The 20,999-nt window shown below is 67.8% G+C and carries 17 protein-coding genes; 9 read left to right on the top strand and 8 right to left on the bottom strand.

Going from position 1 to position 20,999, the window contains the following annotated elements:
* Positions 1 to 52 precede the first annotated feature (52 nt).
* Positions 53 to 1,528: a replicative DNA helicase gene (gene dnaB, locus ACFVJQ_RS11765; protein WP_224739712.1), complete on the bottom strand. Its 1,476-nt coding sequence runs from the start codon at positions 1,526 to 1,528 to the stop codon at positions 53 to 55.
* A gap of 458 nt (positions 1,529 to 1,986) precedes the next feature.
* Between dnaB and ACFVJQ_RS11760 the strand changes: the two genes are divergently transcribed.
* Entirely contained in the window at positions 1,987 to 3,324 is a 1,338-nt protein-coding gene (locus tag ACFVJQ_RS11760) for an MATE family efflux transporter (protein WP_385782958.1), read from the top strand.
* A 160-nt stretch (positions 3,325 to 3,484) separates the two neighbouring features.
* On the opposite strand, the gene rplI is transcribed toward ACFVJQ_RS11760, so the two are convergent.
* The 4 genes from rplI to rpsF all read right to left on the bottom strand — a co-directional run bounded on the left by rplI (position 3,485) and on the right by rpsF (position 5,189).
* Positions 3,485 to 3,931, bottom strand: coding sequence for a 50S ribosomal protein L9 (gene rplI / locus ACFVJQ_RS11755; protein WP_129798819.1), 447 nt, complete (start codon positions 3,929 to 3,931; stop codon positions 3,485 to 3,487).
* Between the two features lie 18 nt (positions 3,932 to 3,949).
* Positions 3,950 to 4,186 carry a 30S ribosomal protein S18 gene (gene rpsR, locus ACFVJQ_RS11750; protein ID WP_003949403.1) on the bottom strand — a complete coding sequence of 79 codons (237 nt, stop codon included), beginning with the start codon at positions 4,184 to 4,186 and terminating at the stop codon, positions 3,950 to 3,952.
* A gap of 59 nt (positions 4,187 to 4,245) precedes the next feature.
* The gene (locus tag ACFVJQ_RS11745) at positions 4,246 to 4,821 is read right to left on the bottom strand and encodes a single-stranded DNA-binding protein (protein ID WP_385510478.1); all 576 of its coding nucleotides are present in this window, start codon (positions 4,819 to 4,821) and stop codon (positions 4,246 to 4,248) included.
* Positions 4,822 to 4,898: 77 nt separating this feature from the next.
* Entirely contained in the window at positions 4,899 to 5,189 is a 291-nt protein-coding gene (rpsF, locus tag ACFVJQ_RS11740) for a 30S ribosomal protein S6 (RefSeq protein WP_224737695.1), read from the bottom strand.
* Positions 5,190 to 5,452: 263 nt separating this feature from the next.
* Here rpsF and ACFVJQ_RS11735 point away from each other — a divergent pair, with 263 nt between their 5' ends.
* From ACFVJQ_RS11735 to ACFVJQ_RS11725, 3 genes are all read left to right on the top strand, one after another.
* The gene (locus ACFVJQ_RS11735; RefSeq protein WP_385510477.1) at positions 5,453 to 5,764 is read left to right on the top strand and encodes a hypothetical protein; all 312 of its coding nucleotides are present in this window, start codon (positions 5,453 to 5,455) and stop codon (positions 5,762 to 5,764) included.
* A 174-nt stretch (positions 5,765 to 5,938) separates the two neighbouring features.
* Positions 5,939 to 7,060, top strand: coding sequence for a peptidoglycan bridge formation glycyltransferase FemX (gene femX / locus ACFVJQ_RS11730; protein WP_129798822.1), 1,122 nt, complete (start codon positions 5,939 to 5,941; stop codon positions 7,058 to 7,060).
* Positions 7,061 to 7,134: 74 nt separating this feature from the next.
* The gene (locus tag ACFVJQ_RS11725) at positions 7,135 to 8,166 is read left to right on the top strand and encodes an alanine racemase (RefSeq protein ID WP_129798823.1); all 1,032 of its coding nucleotides are present in this window, start codon (positions 7,135 to 7,137) and stop codon (positions 8,164 to 8,166) included.
* Positions 8,167 to 8,275: 109 nt separating this feature from the next.
* Here the strand turns inward: ACFVJQ_RS11725 and ACFVJQ_RS11720 are convergent, their stop codons facing one another.
* Complete coding sequence (locus tag ACFVJQ_RS11720; protein WP_385782952.1) at positions 8,276 to 9,784, bottom strand: glycosyltransferase family 87 protein; 1,509 nt, start codon at positions 9,782 to 9,784, stop codon at positions 8,276 to 8,278.
* Between the two features lie 98 nt (positions 9,785 to 9,882).
* Positions 9,883 to 12,588 (bottom strand): transglycosylase domain-containing protein, encoded by a 2,706-nt coding sequence (locus ACFVJQ_RS11715; protein ID WP_385782949.1) that lies wholly within the window; start codon positions 12,586 to 12,588, stop codon positions 9,883 to 9,885.
* A gap of 374 nt (positions 12,589 to 12,962) precedes the next feature.
* Here ACFVJQ_RS11715 and ACFVJQ_RS11710 point away from each other — a divergent pair, with 374 nt between their 5' ends.
* From ACFVJQ_RS11710 to ACFVJQ_RS11695, 4 genes are all read left to right on the top strand, one after another.
* Entirely contained in the window at positions 12,963 to 13,646 is a 684-nt protein-coding gene (locus tag ACFVJQ_RS11710) for a PadR family transcriptional regulator (RefSeq protein WP_385264180.1), read from the top strand.
* Positions 13,647 to 13,691: 45 nt separating this feature from the next.
* Entirely contained in the window at positions 13,692 to 14,774 is a 1,083-nt protein-coding gene (locus tag ACFVJQ_RS11705) for an inositol-3-phosphate synthase (protein WP_385782945.1), read from the top strand.
* Positions 14,775 to 14,850: 76 nt separating this feature from the next.
* Positions 14,851 to 16,113 carry an MFS transporter gene (locus ACFVJQ_RS11700; RefSeq protein ID WP_385782943.1) on the top strand — a complete coding sequence of 421 codons (1,263 nt, stop codon included), beginning with the start codon at positions 14,851 to 14,853 and terminating at the stop codon, positions 16,111 to 16,113.
* A gap of 124 nt (positions 16,114 to 16,237) precedes the next feature.
* Positions 16,238 to 16,738, top strand: coding sequence for a hypothetical protein (locus tag ACFVJQ_RS11695; RefSeq protein ID WP_385510470.1), 501 nt, complete (start codon positions 16,238 to 16,240; stop codon positions 16,736 to 16,738).
* A gap of 102 nt (positions 16,739 to 16,840) precedes the next feature.
* Here the strand turns inward: ACFVJQ_RS11695 and ACFVJQ_RS11690 are convergent, their stop codons facing one another.
* Positions 16,841 to 18,280, bottom strand: a complete 1,440-nt coding sequence (locus ACFVJQ_RS11690) for a CCA tRNA nucleotidyltransferase (protein ID WP_385782939.1) — start codon at positions 18,278 to 18,280, stop codon at positions 16,841 to 16,843.
* Between the two features lie 295 nt (positions 18,281 to 18,575).
* Between ACFVJQ_RS11690 and ACFVJQ_RS11685 the strand changes: the two genes are divergently transcribed.
* Positions 18,576 to 20,966, top strand: coding sequence for a DUF6049 family protein (locus ACFVJQ_RS11685; RefSeq protein WP_385782936.1), 2,391 nt, complete (start codon positions 18,576 to 18,578; stop codon positions 20,964 to 20,966).
* Positions 20,967 to 20,999: the final 33 nt, after the last annotated feature.

Raw genomic sequence — 20,999 nt, 5'->3', positions numbered from 1 at the left:
ACGTCGAGCGCATTTCCGCCTGCCCGTCCGTGCCGCCGCGCCGGGCACCGGATCAGGTCTGCGCCATGTCCACGAACCTCGAGTAGTGGCCCTGGAACGCGACCGTGATCGTCGCGGTCGGACCGTTTCGGTGCTTGGCCACGATCAGGTCGGCCTCGCCGGCGCGCGGCGACTCCTTCTCGTAGGCGTCCTCGCGGTGCAGCAGGATGACCATGTCGGCGTCCTGCTCGATGGAGCCGGACTCACGCAGGTCCGAGACCATCGGCTTCTTGTCGGTGCGCTGCTCGGGGCCACGGTTCAGCTGGGAGAGCGCGATGACGGGAATCTCCAGCTCCTTGGCCAGGAGCTTGAGGTTTCGGGACATGTCCGACACCTCCTGCTGACGGCTTTCGGCGCGCTTGGAACCACCGGACTGCATCAGCTGGAGGTAGTCGATGACGACCAGCCTGAGGTCGTTGCGCTGCTTGAGGCGGCGGCACTTGGCGCGGATCTCCATCATCGACAGGTTCGGGGAGTCGTCGATGTAGAGCGGGGCCGCGGAGACATCCGGCATCCGGCGGGCCAGACGCGTCCAGTCCTCGTCGGTCATCGTGCCGGATCGCATGTGGTGCAACGCGACGCGGGCTTCGGCCGACAGCAGGCGCATCGCGATCTCGTTGCGCCCCATCTCGAGAGAGAAGATGACGCTGGGCAGGTTGTGCTTGATCGATGCAGCCCGCGCGAAGTCCAGCGCAAGCGTCGACTTACCCATCGCGGGACGCGCGGCGATGACGATCATCTGGCCCGGGTGCAGGCCGTTGGTGAGCGAGTCGAAGTCGGTGAACCCCGTGGGCACCCCGGTCATCTCGCCGGTGCGTGAGCCGATCGCCTCGATCTCGTCGAGCGCACCCTCCATGATGTCGCCGAGCGGCAGATAATCCTCGCTCGTGCGCTGCTCCGTGACCGCGTAGATCTCAGCCTGGGCCCGGTTGACGATCTCGTCGACGTCGTCGTCGGCCGCGTATCCCATCTGAGTGATGCGGGTACCGGCCTCGACGAGACGGCGCAGCACGGCACGCTCGTGGACGATCTCCGCGTAGTACTCGGCGTTCGCGGCCGTCGGCACCGTCTGCACGAGGCTGTGCAGATACGATGCGCCGCCGACCTTGTTGATCTCGCCGCGCTTGGTGAGCTCCGCGGCGATCGTGATCGGGTCGGCCGGCTCGCCCTTCGCATAGATGTCGAGGATCGCCTGGTAGATCGTCTCGTGGGCGGGCTTGTAGAAGTCATGGCCCTTGAGGATCTCGACGACGTCGGCGATGGCGTCCTTGGACAGGAGCATGCCGCCCAGGACGGACTGCTCGGCGTTGAGGTCCTGCGGCGGGACCCTTTCGAAGGACGAACCTCCGCCGTCCCACGCCCCGTTGTCCCGGCCTCGCTCATGCTGCTCATCGCGTCCGGGGCCACCGTCGCCGCGACGGCGGGAGGGCAGACGATCGCTGGGACCGCTGTCGGCCCACGGGTCGTCCAAGGGCTCGGAAATGCTCACCGAGCCACCTCCTCCCGTCCGCCGAGCGGACCTCGCCATGCCCTCTTTCTACGGCACAGCACTGACAAATGAGAGGCTCAACTCCGGTTCTGCCCGCGTCAGTTTTGTACTGATTTCCCAGCCGGCGGACGGAGTGAGCGCCGGACCACGGTAGGCCCCCGGGCACCGTCAGCCAATCCGGTTATCCACAGGCCATGTGGACGACGGCCCCGATGCTGTGGAGAACTCCCCGAAACCTGTGCACGACGCGGTGGACAGCCCTGTGAACAAGCCCCCAGTCGACGCGAAGGACCCGCCTTGACCTGCACCTTTCCCATCCACCGGCTGTGCAGAAGAAAAACTTTCCCAGTCGGCCCAAGATCGCTTCGAACTGTGTACGACAGCACACACCGCGAGACGGAGAGTAAGGGTCTCTACCGCTTTGCATCTCTTACCTGTGGACGATTAGATTGGTGCTCATGACACAGGCTCCCGCGCCCCTCAAGGCCGTCCGACGCCGGCACGATCGAGAGATCATCTCGCTGGCCGTCCCCGCCTTCGGCGCACTGGTCGCCGAGCCCCTCTTCGTACTCGCCGACAGCGCTATCGTCGGCCACCTCGGTACAGCGCAGCTCGCCGGACTCGGCGTCGCCTCCGCCCTTCTCACCACCGCGGTCAGCATCTTCGTCTTCCTCGCATACGCCACCACGGCGGCCGTGGCCCGGCGCGTGGGCGCAGGCGAACTCCCTGCAGCCATCCGCCAGGGCATGGACGGCATCTGGCTGGCATTGCTGCTCGGCGCCGGTGTCATCGCCATCGTCCTGCCCATGGCCCCGTTCCTCGTGGAACTCTTCGGCGCCTCCGACACGGCGGCCCCGTACGCGACCACCTATCTGCGGACCTCGGCCCTCGGCATACCCGCGATGCTCGTCGTACTCGCCGCGACCGGTGTCCTGCGTGGCCTGCAGGACACCAGGACACCGCTCTATGTCGCCGTCGCGGGTTTCGTCGCCAACGCCGTCCTCAACGCGGGCCTCGTCTACGGCGCCGGCCTCGGCATCGCGGGCTCCGCCTGGGGCACCGTGATCGCTCAGTGGGGCATGGCCGCGGTCTATCTCGTGGTTGTCGTCCGCGGGGCCCGAAGGCACGGCGCCTCTCTGCGTCCCGACGCCGCCGGGATCAAGGCGTCCGCACAGGCCGGCGTACCGCTGCTGGTCCGCACGCTCTCACTGCGGGCGATCCTGATGATCGCCACGGCCGTCGCTGCTCGCCTCGGTGACGCCGATATCGCTGCGCACCAGATCATCCTGTCCCTGTGGAGCCTGCTTGCCTTCGCGCTCGATGCCATCGCGATCGCCGGACAAGCCATCATCGGACGCTATCTCGGTGCCAATGATGCCGAGGGAGCCCGCGACGTCTGCCGCCGCATGGTGCAGTGGGGCATCGTGGTCGGCTTCGCACTCGGCGTCCTGGTCGTGGTGAGCCGCCCGGCCTTCCTCCCCCTGTTCACGAGCGACTCCGCCGTGAAGGACGCCGCACTCCCCGCCCTGCTGGTGGTGGCGCTCTCCCAACCGCTCTGCGGCGTGGTTTTCGTCTTGGACGGCGTCCTCATGGGCGCTGGCGACGGGCCTTACCTCGCCTGGGCAATGCTCCTCACCCTGGCCGTCTTCACGCCCGTGGCACTCTTCGTCCCCGCCCTCGGTGGCGGGCTCACCGCGCTCTGGATCACCATGACGCTGATGATGATGATTCGGATGCTCACGCTGTGGATCCGCGCCCGCTCGGGACGCTGGCTCGTCACGGGCGCCACGCGCTGAGCGAGCCGCGAGGAGACGCGCCCGTTCTGCTCGGTTTCACGTGAAACACAGCAATGTTTGACGGCGTTTCACGTGAAACACGCCGCCATGCCCCGGGCATACCAGTGGGGCCGCACCTCAGAGGATGCGGCCCCACTGACTGCTTCAGCGAGCGCAGCGCTTACGCAGCGATGACCTCGATGTTGACCTTGGCGGCCACCTCGGGGTGCAGACGCACGGACGTCTCGTGAGCGCCCAGCGTCTTGATCGGAGATCCGAGCTCGATACGACGCTTGTCGACCTCGGGGCCGCCGGCGGCCTTGATCGCCGAGGCGATGTCGGCCGGGGTGACGGAACCGAAGAGACGGCCGGCCTCGCCGGAGCGGACGGCCAGACGGACCTTCACACCCTCGAGCTGGGCCTTGACCTGGTTGGCCTGCTCGATGGTCTGGATCTCGTGGATCTTGCGAGCACGACGAATCTGCTCGACGTCCTTCTCGCCACCCTTGGTCCAGCGGATAGCGAACTTCCGCGGGATGAGGTAGTTGCGAGCGTAACCGTCCTTGACGTCAACGACGTCGCCCGCGGCGCCGAGGCCGGAGACCTCATGGGTGAGGATGATCTTCATGTGTTGGTCACCCTTCCCTTAGCGCGCAGTGGAGGTGTAGGGCAGCAGCGCCATCTCACGGCTGTTCTTGACGGCCGTGGCGACATCACGCTGGTGCTGCGTGCAGTTGCCGGTCACGCGGCGGGCACGGATCTTGCCGCGGTCGGAAATGAACTTCCGCAGCATGTTCGTGTCCTTGTAGTCCACGTACGTGACCTTGTCCTTGCAGAAAGCGCAGACCTTCTTCTTCGGCTTGCGCACAGGCGGCTTCGCCATGGTGTTTCTCCTGTGTGATCAAGAAGTTTGGGTACGACCCACCCTTGAAGCCGTACGGCTCAGAAGGGGGGCTCGTCCGAGTAGCCGCCGCCGCTGCCGCCGGAGCCACCGCCCCAGCCGCTGCCACCCTGCTGGCCACCGGCGGGTGCGCCGGTGGCCCACGGGTCTTCGGCAGGAGCGCCGCCGCCCTGCTGACCGCCGCCGGGGCCACCGCCCCAGCCGCCGCCCTGCTGGCCGCCACCGCCGCCGTAACCGCCCTGGCCACCGCGACCGGTGGTCTTGGTGACCTTGGCCGTGGCGTTGCGCAGGCTGGGACCGACTTCCTCGACGTCCAGCTCGAAGACCGTGCGCTTGACACCCTCACGGTCCTCGTAGGACCGCTGCTTCAGCCGGCCCTGCACGACAACGCGCATGCCTCGCTGGAGCGACTCGGCGACGTTCTCCGCCGCCTGACGCCAGACCGAGCAGGTCAGGAAGAGGCTTTCGCCGTCCTTCCACTCATTCGTCTGGCGGTCGAAGGTGCGGGGGGTGGACGCGACACGGAACTTCGCGACCGCCGCACCGGACGGGGTGAAGCGCAGCTCGGGGTCATCGACAAGATTGCCGACGACCGTGATGACGGTCTCGCCTGCCATGGGGGAACCTCTCGGCGGGTGTGCTGCTGGCTGCTTGTGCTGCTACTCGAATCCCGAGATCAGCTGAGCGGAAGAGCTCAGTGGGTCTCGGGACGGAGGACCTTGGTCCGGAGGACCGACTCGTTCAGGTTCATCTGGCGGTCGAGCTCCTTGACGACCGCAGGGTCGGCCTGCAGGTCGATGACCGAGTAGATGCCCTCGGGCTTCTTCTTGATCTCGTACGCGAGACGACGACGGCCCCAGGTGTCGACCTTCTCGACCTTTCCGCCACCGTCACGGACGACAGAAAGGAAGTTCTCGATCAGCGGGGAGACAGAGCGCTCCTCGAGATCGGGGTCGAGGATGACCATCACCTCGTAGTGACGCATGTGGAACCCACCTCCTTTGGACTCAGCGGCCACGGTCGTTCCGTGGCAGGAGGGTTGTGATGCGTAAGCAACGGTATCGGCCACCACTGACAATCGGGGGCCCGATCGGGCTTCCCGGCCGCGGCCTGGGCAGACACCGGTGCAGAGGGTACAGAGTACCCGCACACCGGCTTCCGGTTGAAATCCGGCCGTGAGGACCGTCAATCTGTACACATCGGGTGTGTATGGCGCTACGATGCGCCGTCTTCCGCAGGAGGTGCCCCATGGCACAGGCATTGCGACCCAACACCGCCGGATCCCTTTTCGCCACGGACGACAGGCCCCACCCCGTCCAGGACGCGCTGCTCGCGGTGACCCTGGTACTCGGAGCGGTCTCCTTCATCACGGCGATGTTCCACAGCTTGCATCTGCTGAGCTCGTGGACCGGTCTGGTGGGAATCTTGACCGGCGCGTACGGGCTGTGGATCTCGGAAACGACCCGCGAACGCTCCGGACTGATCCTGGGCCTCGGCGCCTCGGCCATCGGCTTCTTCCTGGGCATGGCCCACGGTGGCCTCTTCGGCGGCCTCTTCTGACCGGCCGACACCGCACAGAGCCCCTCGGGGCACGCTGATCATCGCCCCGGCCGCGACAGGCCGGGGCTAAGTCCCGTGTGCCCAGTCGGGGCGCTCGCAGGGCGCAGTAGGCTTCGGCGCGAGAGCCGGAGCCCCTGTACCCATGGGGACACACCAGCCCGAGGAGCGCCCCGAATGAGCCTGACCCTGAGGACCATCAGTCGCGAGCAGCATCTGGCCTATATCCAGAGCCTGCCGTCGGCGAGTCACATGCAGGTCCCGGCCTGGGCGGACGTCAAAGCGGAATGGCGCTCGGAGAACCTCGGCTGGTTCGACGAGCGGACCGGCGAGCTGGTCGGTGCGGGCCTGGTTCTCTATCGCCAGCTTCCCAAGATCAAGCGCTACCTCGCCTATCTCCCCGAGGGTCCGGTCATCAACTGGTTCGCGCCGAATCTCGACGACTGGATTCAGCCGATGCTGGCGCACCTCAAGCAGCAGGGCGCCTTTTCCGTGAAGATGGGCCCGCCGGTGATCATCCGGCGCTGGGAGGCCTCGTCCATCAAGCAGGGCATCCAGAACCCCGACGTCAAGCGCCTGCGTGACATCGAGGCCGACTTCATCGAGCCGCGCGCCTTCGAGGTCGCCGACAAGCTGCGCCGCATGGGCTGGCAGCAGGGTGAGGACGGGGGCGCCGGCTTCGGCGACGTACAGCCTCGTTATGTCTTCCAGGTGCCGCTGGCGAACCGCTCGCTGGAAGAGGTGCACAAGAACTTCAACCAGCTGTGGCGCCGCAACATCAAGAAGGCCGAGAAGGCGGGTGTCGAGGTCGTCCAGGGCGGCTACCACGACCTCGAGGAGTGGCAGCGGCTGTACGAGATCACCGCTGTGCGCGACCACTTCCGGCCCCGCCCGCTGTCGTACTTCCAGCGCATGTGGACGGCCCTCAACACCGAGGACCCCAACCGCATGCGGTTGTACTTCGCCCGCCACAACGGCGTGAACCTGTCGGCGGCGACGATGCTGATCGTCGGCGGGCACGTCTGGTACTCCTACGGTGCCTCCGACAACATCGGCCGTGAGGTCCGGCCCTCGAACGCGATGCAGTGGCGGATGCTGCGCGACGCCTACGCGCTCGGTGCCACCGTCTACGACCTGCGCGGCATCTCCGACTCGCTGGACGAGACCGACCACCTCTTCGGCCTGATCCAGTTCAAGGTCGGCACGGGCGGGCAGGCCGCCGAATACCTCGGCGAGTGGGACTTCCCACTGAACAAGCTGCTCCACAAGGCGCTCGACATCTACATGTCGCGCCGCTGAGCCCCGGACGTTTGCTTCGATAGCTTCCACACCTCTGATACACCGCAGCCACGAGAAAGGTTCCAGGTCCGGCCATGGCGCTCACGCTCTACGTCGACACCGCGCGCTGGCGGGCGCACCACAAGCACGTGCAGGAGCAGTTCCCGGGGCTCGTCCCGGTCTGCAAGGGCAACGGCTACGGGTTCGGGCACGAGCGGCTGGCGGAGGAGGCCACGCGGCTGGGCTCGGACATCCTCGCCGTCGGCACGACGTACGAAGCCGCGCGCATCAAGGACTGGTTCGGCGGTGATCTGCTGGTGCTGACGCCGTACCGGCGCGGCGAGGAGCCGGTGCCGCTGCCCGACCGGGTCATCCGCTCGGTGTCGTCGGTGGACGGCGTGTACGGCCTCGTGGGCGCCCGCGTGGTCATCGAGGTGATGTCCTCGATGAAGCGGCACGGCATCAGCGAGCGGGACCTGCCGCAGCTGCACGCCGCCATCGAGAACGTCCGTCTCGAGGGCTTCGCGATCCACCTGCCGCTGGACCGCACCGACGGCTCGGACGCCGTCGAGGAGGTCATCGGCTGGATGGACCGCCTGCGTGCGGCCCGGCTGCCGCTGCACACGATGTTCGTCAGCCACCTCAAGGCGGACGAACTCGCCCGGCTGCAGCAGCAGTTCCCGCAGACCCGCTTCCGCGCCCGTATCGGCACGCGGCTGTGGCTGGGGGACCACGAGGCCACCGAGTACCGCGGCGCGGTCCTGGACGTCACCCGCGTCACCAAGGGCGACCGCTTCGGCTACCGGCAGCAGAAGGCGGCCTCCGACGGCTTCCTGGTGGTCGTGGCGGGCGGTACGTCGCACGGGGTGGGCCTGGAGGCCCCGAAGGCGCTGCACGGCGTCATGCCGCGCGCCAAGGGCGTCGCCCGGGCCGGCCTCGCCACGGTCAACCGGAATCTCTCCCCGTTCGTCTGGGGCGGCAAGCAGCGCTGGTTCGCCGAGCCACCGCACATGCAGGTGTCCATCCTGTTCGTTCCGGCCGACGCCCCCGAACCGAAGGTCGGCGACGAACTGGTGGCCCATCTGCGGCACACCACCACGCAGTTCGACCGGCTCATGGACCGCTGACCGCGGCGGACCTGCCCCACGGCAACCAGAAGGCCGTACACGGCATCTCCGTGTACGGCCTTTCACATGGCCGGTCATGCGGCCTACGACACCTCCGGAGCCCGTTCGCTCAGAGCGAACCGCCGGTCGCTTTCCCGCTGCCCCATTCCACCTGTGCTGCCTCGAAGTGGGCCGCGTGCTGCGGCGGATGGGCCGCAGGGCCGAGGACGAAGACATCCGCCGCACGGTCCAGCACACCGCCCGAGGGGTCGTCCTCGCCGGCCCGGCGCACCACGTCGCGGTCCGGCACGAGGATGTCGCGCACCACGATGACGCACAGGTACAGCGTCCCCAGCAGGTGCACCCCGATCGCCCAGTGGTAGCCGTCGGTCGGCAGCCCCTTGTGGGCGTCACCGCTGGTCGTGTACGCGAGGTACAGCCAGATCCCCAGGAAGTACGCCACCTCGCACGCCTGCCAGATCAGGAAGTCCCGCCACTTGGGCCGGGCCAGCGCGGCCAGGGGGACCAGCCACAGGACGTACTGCGGCGAGTAGACCTTGTTGGTGAGGATGAACGCCGCAACGATCAGGAAGGCGAGCTGGGCGAACCGCGGGCGGCGCGGCGCCGTGAACGTGAGCACCGCGATACCGACGCAGCACAGCAGCATCAGCAGGGTGGCAAGGGTGTTGACGGTCTCGGTGCTGAGCGGGTCGCTGGAGTTCTGGGCCATGATCAGCCAGAAGGACCCGAAGTCGACGCCCCGTTCCTGGCTGAACGTGTAGAACTTCGACCAGCCCTCGAAGGCGAAGAGCATCACCGGCCCGTTGACCACCAGCCAGGCGACGGCCGCGCCTCCCAGCGCCTTGCCGAAGTCCCGCCACTTGCCGGCGCGCCAGCACAGCACGAACAGAGGCCCCAGCAGGAAGACAGGATAGAGCTTGGCCGCCGTGGCGAGCCCCAGGAGGACGCCGAAGGCGAGGGAGCGGCCCCTGGACCACATCAGCATCGCCGCGGCCGTCAGGGCGACCGCCAGCAAGTCCCAGTTGATGGTGGCGGTCAGCGCGAAGGCGGGCGCCAGGGCGACCAGCAGGCCGTCCCAGGGGCGCCGGGCGTGCGTCCGGGTCACGCACACGGCGATGACGGCCGCACAGGCCATCAGCATCCCGGCGTTGGCCATCCAGTACCACTGCTCCTGGTCCTGGATGCTGCCGCTGCCGGGCGTGAGCCAGGCGGCCACCTCCATGAACACACCGGTCAGCACCGGGTACTCGAGGTACTCCATGTCGCCGGGGAGCTTGTCGAAGTACGGCACGAGCCCATCGGCGAAACCGCGCCCGTTGTAGAGGTGCGGAATGTCCGAGTAGCACGCGTGCGTGTACTGCGAACTGGCGCCGAAGAACCAGGCGCCGTTGTAGCAGGGCGCCTTCTGGACCAGTCCGAGGACGAACATCCCGATCGCCACGAGAGCGATCACCCGTACGGGCATCCACCAGGACGTCCCGAGCAGGGCGCGCCGCCCGATGGGGCCGCCGATCAGCTCACTGCCGCTCGCGGCGACCTCGTCGGCCGTGGTGGGCCGCACCTGGTCCGGCTCATGCGCGCTCGCTTGCGTCGTTTCTGCACTGGGCATGGGGCACATCCTGCCGTACGCGCCCAGGAGTACGCCGAGGGCCGCCGCACCTGGGGGTGCGGCGGCCCTTGTTTCACGTGAAACACCCTTGTCCGGCGATACGGCTGCTAACCGGTCCCGCCGAAGAGGCTGCCACCGTTGTTATTGCCGTTGTTGCCGTTCTCCCCGCCCGTATCCGTGGGCGATGGTGAGACGGGCACCCCTCCATCCGTGCCTCCGGTGTCGGTACCGCCGTTGTCGGTGCCGCCATCGGGCTCCTCGCAGCCGAAGAAGCCGCAGGTCTCCGTCACCGAGGGGGTGGGAGTGATCAGCGACTCGCTGGGCGTCGGGGTCGGCGTCGGGCTCTCCTCCTCCTCGGTCTCGGTGACCGTGGGAGTGGGGCTCGGGGGCGGAACGTCGTTGACCACCTCGCCGATGGGCTCGGGGGTCGGGAACTTCTCGGCCTTCTCGCCCTTCAGCGCCTGTTCCATGTAGTCGTGCCAGATCTGAGCAGGGAACGAGGCACCGTGAATCGACTTCTGCCCACCCGTTCCATACATCTCGAGGAACGTGCGGTTCTTGATGGTCTCGTCGTCGGGATACCGGAACATGCTGATCGCCGTCGACAGCTGCGGGGTGTAGCCGACGAACCAGGCCGACTTGTTGCCGTCGGTGGTACCGGTCTTGCCGGCCACCTCACGACCCTGCAGCTGGGCGTTGGTACCAGTACCGTCCTCGACCACGGTCTTCAGGACGTCGGTGACGTTGTCGGCCACCTTCGACTCGAAGGCCCGCGTGGTCTTGACTTCGTGCTCGAAGACCGGGCCGTCCTTGTCCGTGACCTTCGAGACGGAGAACGGATCACGCTTCTCGCCGCTCGCCGCGAACGTGGCGTACGAGCTCGCCATGCGGATCGCACTGGGCTTGGAGATGCCGAGGGAGAACGACGGGTAGTCGGTGCCGGCCAGACTGCTCTCCAGCACGCCCGCGTCGAGGGCGGCCTCCTTCACCTTGTCCAGACCGACGTCCATGCCGAGCTGTACGAAGGCGGAGTTCACCGAGAACTGCATCGCCTCACGGAGGTCGATCTGGTAGTTCGGCGGGCTGCCCTCCGACTTGTCACCGTCGTTGACCTGCAGCCACTCCTCACCCTTCTCGTTCTGCCAGACCGACCCGTCGTAGTCCTTGATCTTGAGTTTGTTCTTGCCGCTGTACAGGCTCTTCGGGGAGACGACGGTGCGCTCGTCCTGAGCCTGCGTCGGCTCCAGGTCCGGATCGCGCACGCCCCATTTCATCGCCGCCGCGAGCACGAACGGCTTGAACGTCGAACCGACCTGGGCGCCGGTTTCGTCGGCGTTGTTGGTGAAGTGCTTGGTCGCGTCCTCACCGCCGTAGATGGCCTCGATGGCTCCGGTGTCCGGGTTCACCGAGGCCCCGCCGAACTGGACGTGGGTGTCCGTGTCGGGACGCTCCTTGGGCTTGATGTTGGCCTTCTGGACCTTCTTGACTGCCTTCTCGAGCTCATCGACCTTGTTCTTGTCGAAGGTCGTTTTGATCGAGAGGCCGCCCTCCCGCAGCTTCCGCTCGGTGATGCCGGTCGTGTCGCTGTTGTTGATGAGGTAGGCGTTGGCCAGGTCGACGAGATAGCCGATCTGGCCGCTCAGCGCGGTGTTGAAGCGTGGGTTCTGGACCTTGGGAAGCTTCGTGTACTTGGCGCGTTCCGCGGCGTCCAGATGGCCGTACTCGACCATCTTCTCCAGCGTGTCCTGCATCTGGCGCAGGGCTCGCTTCCTGTTGGCCTCGGGGGTGGCACCGACCGGGTCGATGGACTTCGCGCCCGCCGGGTCGTAGTACGTGGCGCCCTTGAGCGTGGCCGCCAGGAACGCGCACTCGCCCGCGTCCAGATCGATGGCGTCCTTGTTGAAGTACGCGCGCGCGGCAGCCTGGATCCCGTAGGCGTTGCGGCCGTAGTACGCGGAGTTGAGGTAGCCCTCCATGATCTTGTCTTTGTCGACCGAGGCGCCCACCTTGATGGAGACGAACAGCTCCTTGAACTTACGGGTGATCGTCTGCGACTGGTCGTCCAGCATCGCGTTCTTCACGTACTGCTGGGTGATGGTCGAGCCGCCCTGGGTCTCGCCGCCCCGGGCCATGTTGAACACGGCTCGGGCGATGCCCTTCGGGTCGATACCGCTGTCGGTCCGGAAGGTCTTGTTCTCCTGGGAGATGACGGCGTTCTGCATGTCCTTCGGGATCTGCGACAGGTTGATGATCTGCCGGTTCGTCTCGCCGCCCGTCGACACCATCTCGGTGCCGTCCGCCCAGTAGTAGACGTTGTTCTGCGCCTTCGCGGTGTCCGCGACGTTCGGGACGGTGACCATGGCGTAGCCGATACCCGCCACGGCCACCAGGCTGCCGAAGAAGGCAAGGCACAGCCCGGAGACCAGCTTCCAGGACGGCACCCAGCGGCGCCAGCCGTACCGTCCCGCCCGCGGATAGTCGACGAGCCGTTTTCTGCCGGAGGCCGCCGCGCGCCCCCGCCCGGGCCCGTTCGGGCCGCCGGGGACGGCCCGCCGGCCACTCCGGCCGGGGTCCGCCGCTCTGCGGCGGCCACCCACGCTTCTCTGTGCCGCGCGCCGGGCCTCGGCGCGGCCGCCGAACGGCCGCTCCTCGCCTCCCGGCCCGGGGGAACCCGACCCGTAAGAGTCGGATGGGGACCCGGTGGCGCCTCGCGGTGCCGCACGGCGGCCGGAGGACGCACCGGACTGGCCGCGTCGGGCCGCGGCACGTCCGCCTCCCTGCGGCTGCGGCGGTTTGCGACGGTGCTCGCTCATCGAACGACTACTCCTAGGGCAGGCGCACCCTGGCGCGCCTGGAAACGGCGGCTGGTTTCCGGTCCCCCCGAAGTACGGATGTGGTCGGTCCCGCATTCACCCGTACTGCACCGAGGACGAGGACGCCCCCAGACGCAACTCGGTTCCCGGTGGTGTGCATGCCGCACAGACTACGCAGCCACGAAACCCACCTAGGTCTGAAATTCACCCCAAATCAGGCAACTTACTTGCAACGAATCAGTGATGTGATCCCGTTCACCGTCCACGCTCTTGTCGCATCCACAACACCGTTCTATCGTGCTGATGTATCGAGTCGATACATCAGCACGGCATAAAGACCGTGACGGTCCGACCGCAGCAGAGAGGGGGCGACGATGAGCCGGCGTTCCGGGATCCTCGAGTTCGCCGTACTCGGCCTGCTCCGCGAGTCACCGATGCACGGCTACGAGCTGCGCAAACGACTCAATACGTCACTGGGCGTGTTCCGTGCGTTCAGCTACGGGACGCTCTATCCCTGCCTCAAGACGCTGGTCGCCAACGGCTGGTTGATCGAGGAACCGGGGAACACATCCGAGGAAGCCCTCGCCGCCCCACTGACCGGACGCCGCGCCAAGATCGTCTATCGGCTGACGGCGGAAGGTAAGGAGCACTTCGAGCAGCTGCTCGCGCAGACGGGCCCCGACGCGTACGAGGACGAGCACTTCGCCGCCCGGTTCGCCTTCTTCGGCCAGACCTCCCGGGACGTACGCATGCGCGTACTGGAGGGCCGCCGCAGCCGGCTGGAGGAGCGGCTGGAGAAGATGCGGGCCTCCCTGGCCCGCACCCGGGAGCGCCTCGACGACTACACCCTTGAGCTCCAGCGCCACGGAATGGAGTCCGTGGAGCGCGAAGTGCGCTGGCTGAACGAGCTCATCGAGAGCGAGCGGGCCGGGCGGGACCTTCGTGGTTCCGCCACCGGGGGGCCCGCTCAGCAGGACACCACATCTGGAGCGTCGGGCGACCTGCCCCGGCCCGGGGACACCTCCCGGCCGGATTCGCCCGACGACACCGCCATGTGAGGTTCCCGTCAGGGCCTCACCGAGTACACACAGGGAGCAACCGGAATGGGTTCGGTTCGCGTAGCCATCGTCGGCGTCGGCAACTGCGCCGCGTCGCTGGTGCAGGGAGTCGAGTACTACAAGGACGCCGACCCGGCGTCCAAGGTCCCCGGCCTGATGCACGTCCAGTTCGGTGACTACCACGTTCGTGACGTGGAGTTCGTCGCCGCGTTCGATGTCGACGCGAAGAAGGTCGGCCTCGACCTCGCGGACGCCATCGGCGCCTCCGAGAACAACACCATCAAGATCTGCGACGTGCCGAACACCGGCGTGACCGTCCAGCGCGGCCACACCCTCGACGGTCTCGGCAAGTACTACCGCGAGACCATCGAGGAGTCCGCCGAGGAGCCGGTCGACATCGTCCAGGTCCTCAAGGACAAGCAGGTCGACGTCCTCGTCTGCTACCTGCCCGTCGGCTCCGAGGACGCGGCGAAGTACTACGCCCAGTGCGCCATCGACGCCAAGGTCGCCTTCGTCAACGCTCTCCCGGTCTTCATCGCCGGTACGAAGGAGTGGGCGGACAAGTTCACCGAGGCGGGCGTCCCGATCGTCGGCGACGACATCAAGTCGCAGGTGGGCGCCACGATCACGCACCGCGTCATGGCGAAGCTGTTCGAGGACCGGGGCGTCATCCTGGACCGCACGATGCAGCTGAACGTCGGCGGCAACATGGACTTCAAGAACATGCTCGAGCGCGAGCGCCTGGAGTCCAAGAAGATCTCTAAGACGCAGGCCGTCACCTCGCAGATCCCCGACCGGGACCTCGGCGAGAAGAACGTCCACATCGGCCCGTCCGACTACGTCGCCTGGCTCGACGACCGCAAGTGGGCGTACGTCCGCCTCGAGGGCCGCGCCTTCGGTGACGTTCCGCTGAACCTGGAGTACAAGCTGGAGGTCTGGGACTCCCCGAACTCCGCCGGTGTCATCATCGACGCCCTGCGCGCCGCGAAGATCGCCAAGGACCGCGGCATCGGCGGCCCGATCCTCTCCGCGTCGAGCTACTTCATGAAGTCCCCGCCGGTCCAGTACTTCGACGACGAGGCTCGCGAGAACGTCGAGAAGTTCATCAAGGGCGAAGTCGAGCGCTAAGTCGACTCCTTTCACGGTCGGTTGAGGGTCCCCGGGCACTGTCCCGGGGACCCTCCCCGTATGTGAGGCTGTGCCCATGGCCGTCGTGCGCGATCTGCGCGTCCTGCTCCGCTTCCGGGACTTCCGGCGCCTGCTCGCCGTACGGCTTCTCTCCCAGGGCGCCGACGGTGTCTACCAGGTCGGGCTCGCGACCTACGTCGTCTTCTCCCCGGAGAAGCAGACCTCGGCCACCGCGATCGCCTCGGCCATGGCGGTTCTGCTCCTCCCGTATTCCCTGGTGGGCCCCTTCGCCGGCGTCCTGCTGGACCGCTGGCGTCGCCGGCAGGTCTTTCTGTACGGCAACCTGCTGCGCGCCCTGCTGGCGTCGGCGACGGCGGTGCTGATGCTGAGCCACGTCCCGGACTGGCTCTTCTACGTCTCCGCCCTCTGTGTCACCGCCGTCAACCGTTTCGTCCTCGCGGGCCTGTCCGCCGCGCTGCCCCGTGTGGTGGACGAGGACCGCCTGGTCATGGCCAACTCCCTGTCCCCGACGGCCGGCACCCTCGCCGCGACCGCGGGCGGCGGCCTCGCCTTCGCCGTACGGCTGCTGATCGCGGACTCGGATGCCGTCGTGGTGCTGGTGGGCGCCACGCTGTATCTGTGCTCGGCGTTGGCGTCCCTGCGTATCGCCCGGGACCTGCTGGGTCCGGACCGTGATCTGGTGCAGCCACGCCTGGCGGCGGCGCTCTCCGGAACCGCCCGCGGTCTCGTGGCCGGGGTACGCCATCTCGCCGCGCCGACGCGCCGGGAAGCCGTCTGGGCGCTCACGTCGATGACGCTGATGCGGTTCTGCTACGGCGCCCTGACGGTCATGCTGCTGATGCTCTGCCGGTACGCCCTGACCACGAACACGGACGACGGACTCGCCCTGCTGGGGCTGGCGGTGGGAATCTCCGGCGCCGGCTTCTTCGCGGCGGCCGTGCTGACCCCCTGGGCCGCGGGACGGCTCGGCCCCGGACGCTGGATCGTCGTCTGCGCGGCATCCGCCGCCGTCCTGGAGCCCGCCCTCGGCCTCCCGTTCGCCACCGCACCCGTCCTGGTCGCGGCCTTCGTCCTGGGCCTCACCACGCAGGGCGCAAAGATCTCCACGGACACGATCGTGCAGTCGTCGGTCGACGACGGCTTCCGCGGCCGGATCTTCTCCCTCTACGACGTCCTGTTCAACATCGCCTTCGTCAGCGCCGCCGGTGCTGCCGCGCTGATGCTGCCGCCGGACGGGCGCTCGGTGCACCTGGTCCTCACGGTGGCTGCGCTCTACGGGGCGGTTGCGGCGGCTATGGCCCGCTTTGAACTCCGGTAAGTGTCACACCAGTGCCACAGAGTCACTCCCGGCTGCGGAGTTGTCAGTGGGGCCCGATAACTTACGTGGGTCTTATGCGCGCGTGCTTTCGCGCCACACACCTACGTTCCAGGGGGACCCACAAGTGACAACTCCGCCGCCCCAGGGCAACCCGTTCGCGCAGGGCCAGAACCCCTACGCGCAGGGCCAGCAGCCCCAGGCTCCGTACCCGCCGCAGGGCGGCTACCCGCAGCAGCCCGGCCAGCCCGGCTTCCCCCCGCAGGGTGCCGCGCCGTACGCCCCGGTCCCACCGGAGCAGCCCCGGCGCCGGTTCAGCTTCAAGACGATCAAGAACGTCGTCATCGCCATCGCCGTCCTGACCGCAGTCATCGGCGGTTGGATCGCGAGCCGGGACGACGCCAACACGGCGAAGGTCGGCGACTGCATGAGCATCTCCAACCCGGACAGCACCACCGACCCGGGACTGGAGGTCGTCGACTGCAGTGACTCGAAGGCGGAGTACAAGGTCGCCGAGAAGAAGGACGGCACGTTGGAGGGGTGCGACCGCACCAAGTACAGCGAGTACACCGAGACGGGCGGCAGCGAGGAATTCACCCTCTGCTTGGAGGACTACTCGGCCAAGTAGAACCTCAGACCTGCCGAGGGCGGTGTTTCACGTGAAACACCGCCCTCTCCACATCTGGCGAGGGGTCATGTTTCACGTGAAACATGACCCCGTTTCACAGCCTCAGCCCTGCGCGGCCCACCACTCCTTGAGTGCCGCGACAGCCGCATCGTGCTCCATGGGCCCGTTCTCCAGGCGCAGTTCCAGCATGTGCTTGTAGGCGCGACCCACAGCAGGACCAGGCTTGATGTCCAGGAGCTCCATGATCTGGTTGCCGTCGAGGTCAGGCCGGATGGCGTCCAGTTCCTCCTGCTCCTGCAACTGGGCGATCCGCTCCTCCAGGCCGTCGTACGCCCGCGACAGCGCCGCCGCCTTGCGCTTGTTCCGCGTTGTGCAGTCCGAGCGGGTCAGCTTGTGCAGACGGTCGAGAAGGTGCCCCGCGTCCCTTACGTAACGCCGGACCGCGGAGTCGGTCCACTCCCCGGTCCCGTAGCCGTGGAAGCGGAGGTGGAGCTCGACCAGGCGTGAGACGTCCTTCACCAGTTCGTTGGAGTACTTCAGGGCCGTCATGCGCTTCTTGGTCATCTTCGCCCCGACCACCTCGTGGTGGTGGAACGAGACCCGGCCGTCCTTCTCGAAGCGGCGCGTCCGCGGCTTGCCGATGTCGTGCAGCAGCGCGGCCAGGCGGAGGGTCAGGTCCGGGCCGTTCTCCTCCAACGCGATCGCCTGCTCCAGGACGATCAGGGTGTGGTCGTAGACGTCCTTGTGGCGGTGGTGCTCGTCACGCTCCAGCCGCAGCGCCGGCAGCTCCGGCAGCACATGATCGGCGAGCCCGGTGTCGACCAGCAGAGCCAGCCCCTTGCGCGGGTGGGCGGAGAGGATCAGCTTGTTCAGTTCGTCCCGCACCCGCTCGGCCGAGACGATCTCGATGCGCCCGGCCATCTCCTTCATCGCCGCGACGACCTCGGGGGCCACCTCGAAATCGAGCTGGGCCGCGAAACGGGCCGCCCGCATCATCCGAAGCGGGTCGTCCGAGAAGGACTCCTCGGGCGTGCCCGGAGTGCGCAGGACCCGCGTCGCCAGATCGTCCCGCCCGCCGTACGGATCGATGAACTCGTTCTCCGGGAGCGCGACGGCCATCGCGTTCACGGTGAAGTCACGCCGGACGAGGTCCTCCTCGATGGAGTCGCCGTACGACACCTCGGGCTTGCGTGACGTCCGGTCGTACGCCTCAGACCGGTAGGTGGTCACCTCGATCTGGAAGCCGTCCTTCTGGGCACCGACCGTGCCGAAGGCGATGCCCACGTCCCACACGGAGTCCGCCCACGGCCGCACGATCTTCAGGACGTCCTCGGGGCGGGCGTCGGTCGTGAAGTCCAGGTCGTTGCCGAGTCGGCCCAGCAGCGCATCCCGGACCGAGCCGCCGACCAGGGCAAGTGAGAATCCCGCGTCCTGGAAGCGGCGGGCGAGGTCGTCGGCGACCGGGGCGACCCGCAGCGGCTCACTCACCGCGCGGTGCCGCACCTGGCTCAGGGCACTGGTGTCATCGTTGGCGTTCGGCACAACAGAAGAGGGTACGTGGCCCGGACGACCGCGAGCGCCTCGATTAACCACACGCGAACCCCACCGTCGATACGGGCACAAGGTCAGCCCTCACGACGTACGCAGGCGTTCCTCTTGATACGCGCATTTATTACGCGCACATACGGGACGCGTTTATACGCGCACATACGGGACGCGGCCCCGCCTTCCCCGATCCTGTGGAGCAGTCCGCGGCACTTCCCCTCAGCGCGCATCGTTACCATGCGTGGACGCACATTCCGACGACCACTGACGACGACGAGGGACGGGCTAGCGCGTGGCCGAGGCGGCAGACTTCCAGGGGACGAGTCCCTCACCTGCCCGCCGGTGGATGAGGCGCACCGCGGCGCTGCTGGCCAGTGCGCCCCTGCTGGCGGGCCTGCTCCAGCTCCCCGCCGCCCCTGCCGCGGACGCCGCCGGACAGACCTCCGCGCGGGCTGCCTCCGGCTCCCGCACGGTGACCGTCGCCCTCGATTCGCTCAGCCCCAGCGCACCCACCGAGGGCGACACGCTGACCGTCTCCGGCACAGTGACCAACAACGGCAAGCAGGCGGTCACCGACGCCCATGTGGACCTGCGTGTGGGCCCTGAGCTGACCACCCGCTCCGCGATCGACACCGCCGCCAAGCGCACCGGGTACGTACCGGGCGCCGACGGCACGGCGATCGGCGGCTCGTTCACGCAGGAGTTCGCCAAGCTGACTCCGGGCGTCGGCGAGCGCTTCAGTATCTCCGTACCGGTCGACGACCTGGACCTGGGCGGTAGCGGTGTCTACCAGCTCGGCGTCTCGCTGTCCGGCGAGACGGCCGCGCAGCCCTGGGAGCAGGTGCTGGGCATCGAGCGGACGTTCCTGCCGTGGCAGCCCGACGAAGCGGACGCAAGGACGAGGACCACGGTCCTGTGGCCGCTGGTGTCCACCGCCCATATGACGGCGGAGACGGGCTCGAACGAGCAGCAGACGCCGGTTTTCCTCAACGACGACCTCGCCAAGGAGATCGCTCCGGGCGGCCGTCTGGAGCAGCTGGTGTCGCTGGGCAAGGACCTCGACGTCACCTGGGTGATCGACCCGGACCTCCTGGCCTCCGTCGACGCGATGACGCGCGGCTACCGGGTCCAGGGCGAGGGCGAGACCCCCACGGCGGGCACCCGCCAGGCGGTCGCGAAGCAGTGGCTGGCCGACCTGCAGAAGGCGGTGGCGGACAAGGAGGTCGTCGCCCTGCCCTTCGCCGACCCGGACCTCGCCTCCCTCGCCCACAACGGCACGGACGTCACCGGCTCACTGAGCCAGTTCAAGGCGGCCACCGACGTCGCCGCCACCACGGTGAAAACCGTGCTCCACGTGACACCGAGCACCGACTTCGCCTGGCCCGTGGACGGCGCCGTGGACCCGTCGATCGTCAAGGTCGCCACCTCCGCCGGCGCCGACAAGGTGATCGCCCGCAGCGACAGCCTGGAGGAGACCAGCGGCCTGCCGTACACGCCCTCCGCGGCCCGCCCCATCGGCGGCGGCACCACGGCGGTGGTCGCGGACGCGCGGCTGTCGACGGCTTTCCAGGGCGACCTGACCAAGGCGTCGGCCAACACACTGGCCGTACAGAAGTTCCTCGCCCAGAGCCTCGCCCTCAACCTCCAGACGAATCAGCAGCGCAGCATCGTCATCGCCCCGCAGCGCATGCCGACCGCCAGCCAGGCCCGGGCCATGGCCGAAGCGGTCACGGCCCTGCAGGCCGGCACCTGGACCGAGGCCCAGGAGCTCACCGCGGCCGCCAGGGCCAAGCCGGACCCCGGCGCCACCACGAACGTGGCGTCGACCTCCGATTACCCGTCCTCGCTGCGCAAGCAGGAACTGCCCCGCTCGGCCTTCGAACAGATCGCGCAGACGCAGGACAAGCTCGACAGCTTCAAGGTGATCCTCACCCAGCAGTCCCGGGTGGTGACCCCCTTCGGACGGGCCATAAACCGCGAGATGTCCACGTCGTGGCGCGGCCTGGCCACCGAGGCCCAGGGTTACCGCGACGGCGTGGAGTCGTATCTCGACGACCTGTCCGAAGGGGTCACGCTGATCGACAAGTCGGAGACCAAACTCTCCGGCCGCAGCGCCACGATCCCGGTGACCGTGCAGAACAACCTGGTCCAGGGCGTCGACAACCTGGTCCTGCGGCTGACCTCGACCAGCCCGACCCGCCTCGAGATCGACGGCAAGGCCTATGACGAGCAGCCCGTCGCCGTCTCCGGCGGCCACAGCCAGTCCGTGAAGTTCACCACGTCCGCCAACGCCAACGGCCGGGTGACCGTGTATGCCCAGCTGTTCACGAAGGACGGCCATGCGTACGGCGCACCCGTCCGCTTCGACGTGAAGGTCACCGAGATCACGGCCACGGTGATGCTGGTCATCGGCGGCGGTGTCCTGCTGCTCGTCCTGGCCGGCTTCCGGATGTACACCCAGCGCAAGCGTGCGGCCGCCCGCGAGGCCGACGGGGACGCTCCCGAGACCGCGGACGAGCCCGACGACGGTCCGCAGAACCCCGAAAGCCCCGAACACCGTCTCAGGGAGGAGTCGGGCGCCCGGCCCGGGGCAGGCGCCCCGGAGCAGCCGAGTGACCCGACACCGGACACCCCAGCGGAAAACGCCGACCCGTCCGGGACGGGTGAGAGAGTGGACCGTTGACATGTCGTGGCCGGTGGGCCCGGGACGATGAGG

This window comes from Streptomyces sp. NPDC127197 (assembly GCF_042672405.1).
Taxonomy (GTDB): Bacteria; Actinomycetota; Actinomycetes; order Streptomycetales; family Streptomycetaceae; genus Streptomyces; species Streptomyces flavusporus.
The sequence above is the reverse complement of the archived record's forward strand: the minus strand, read 5'-3'. Positions and strand labels throughout refer to the sequence as shown.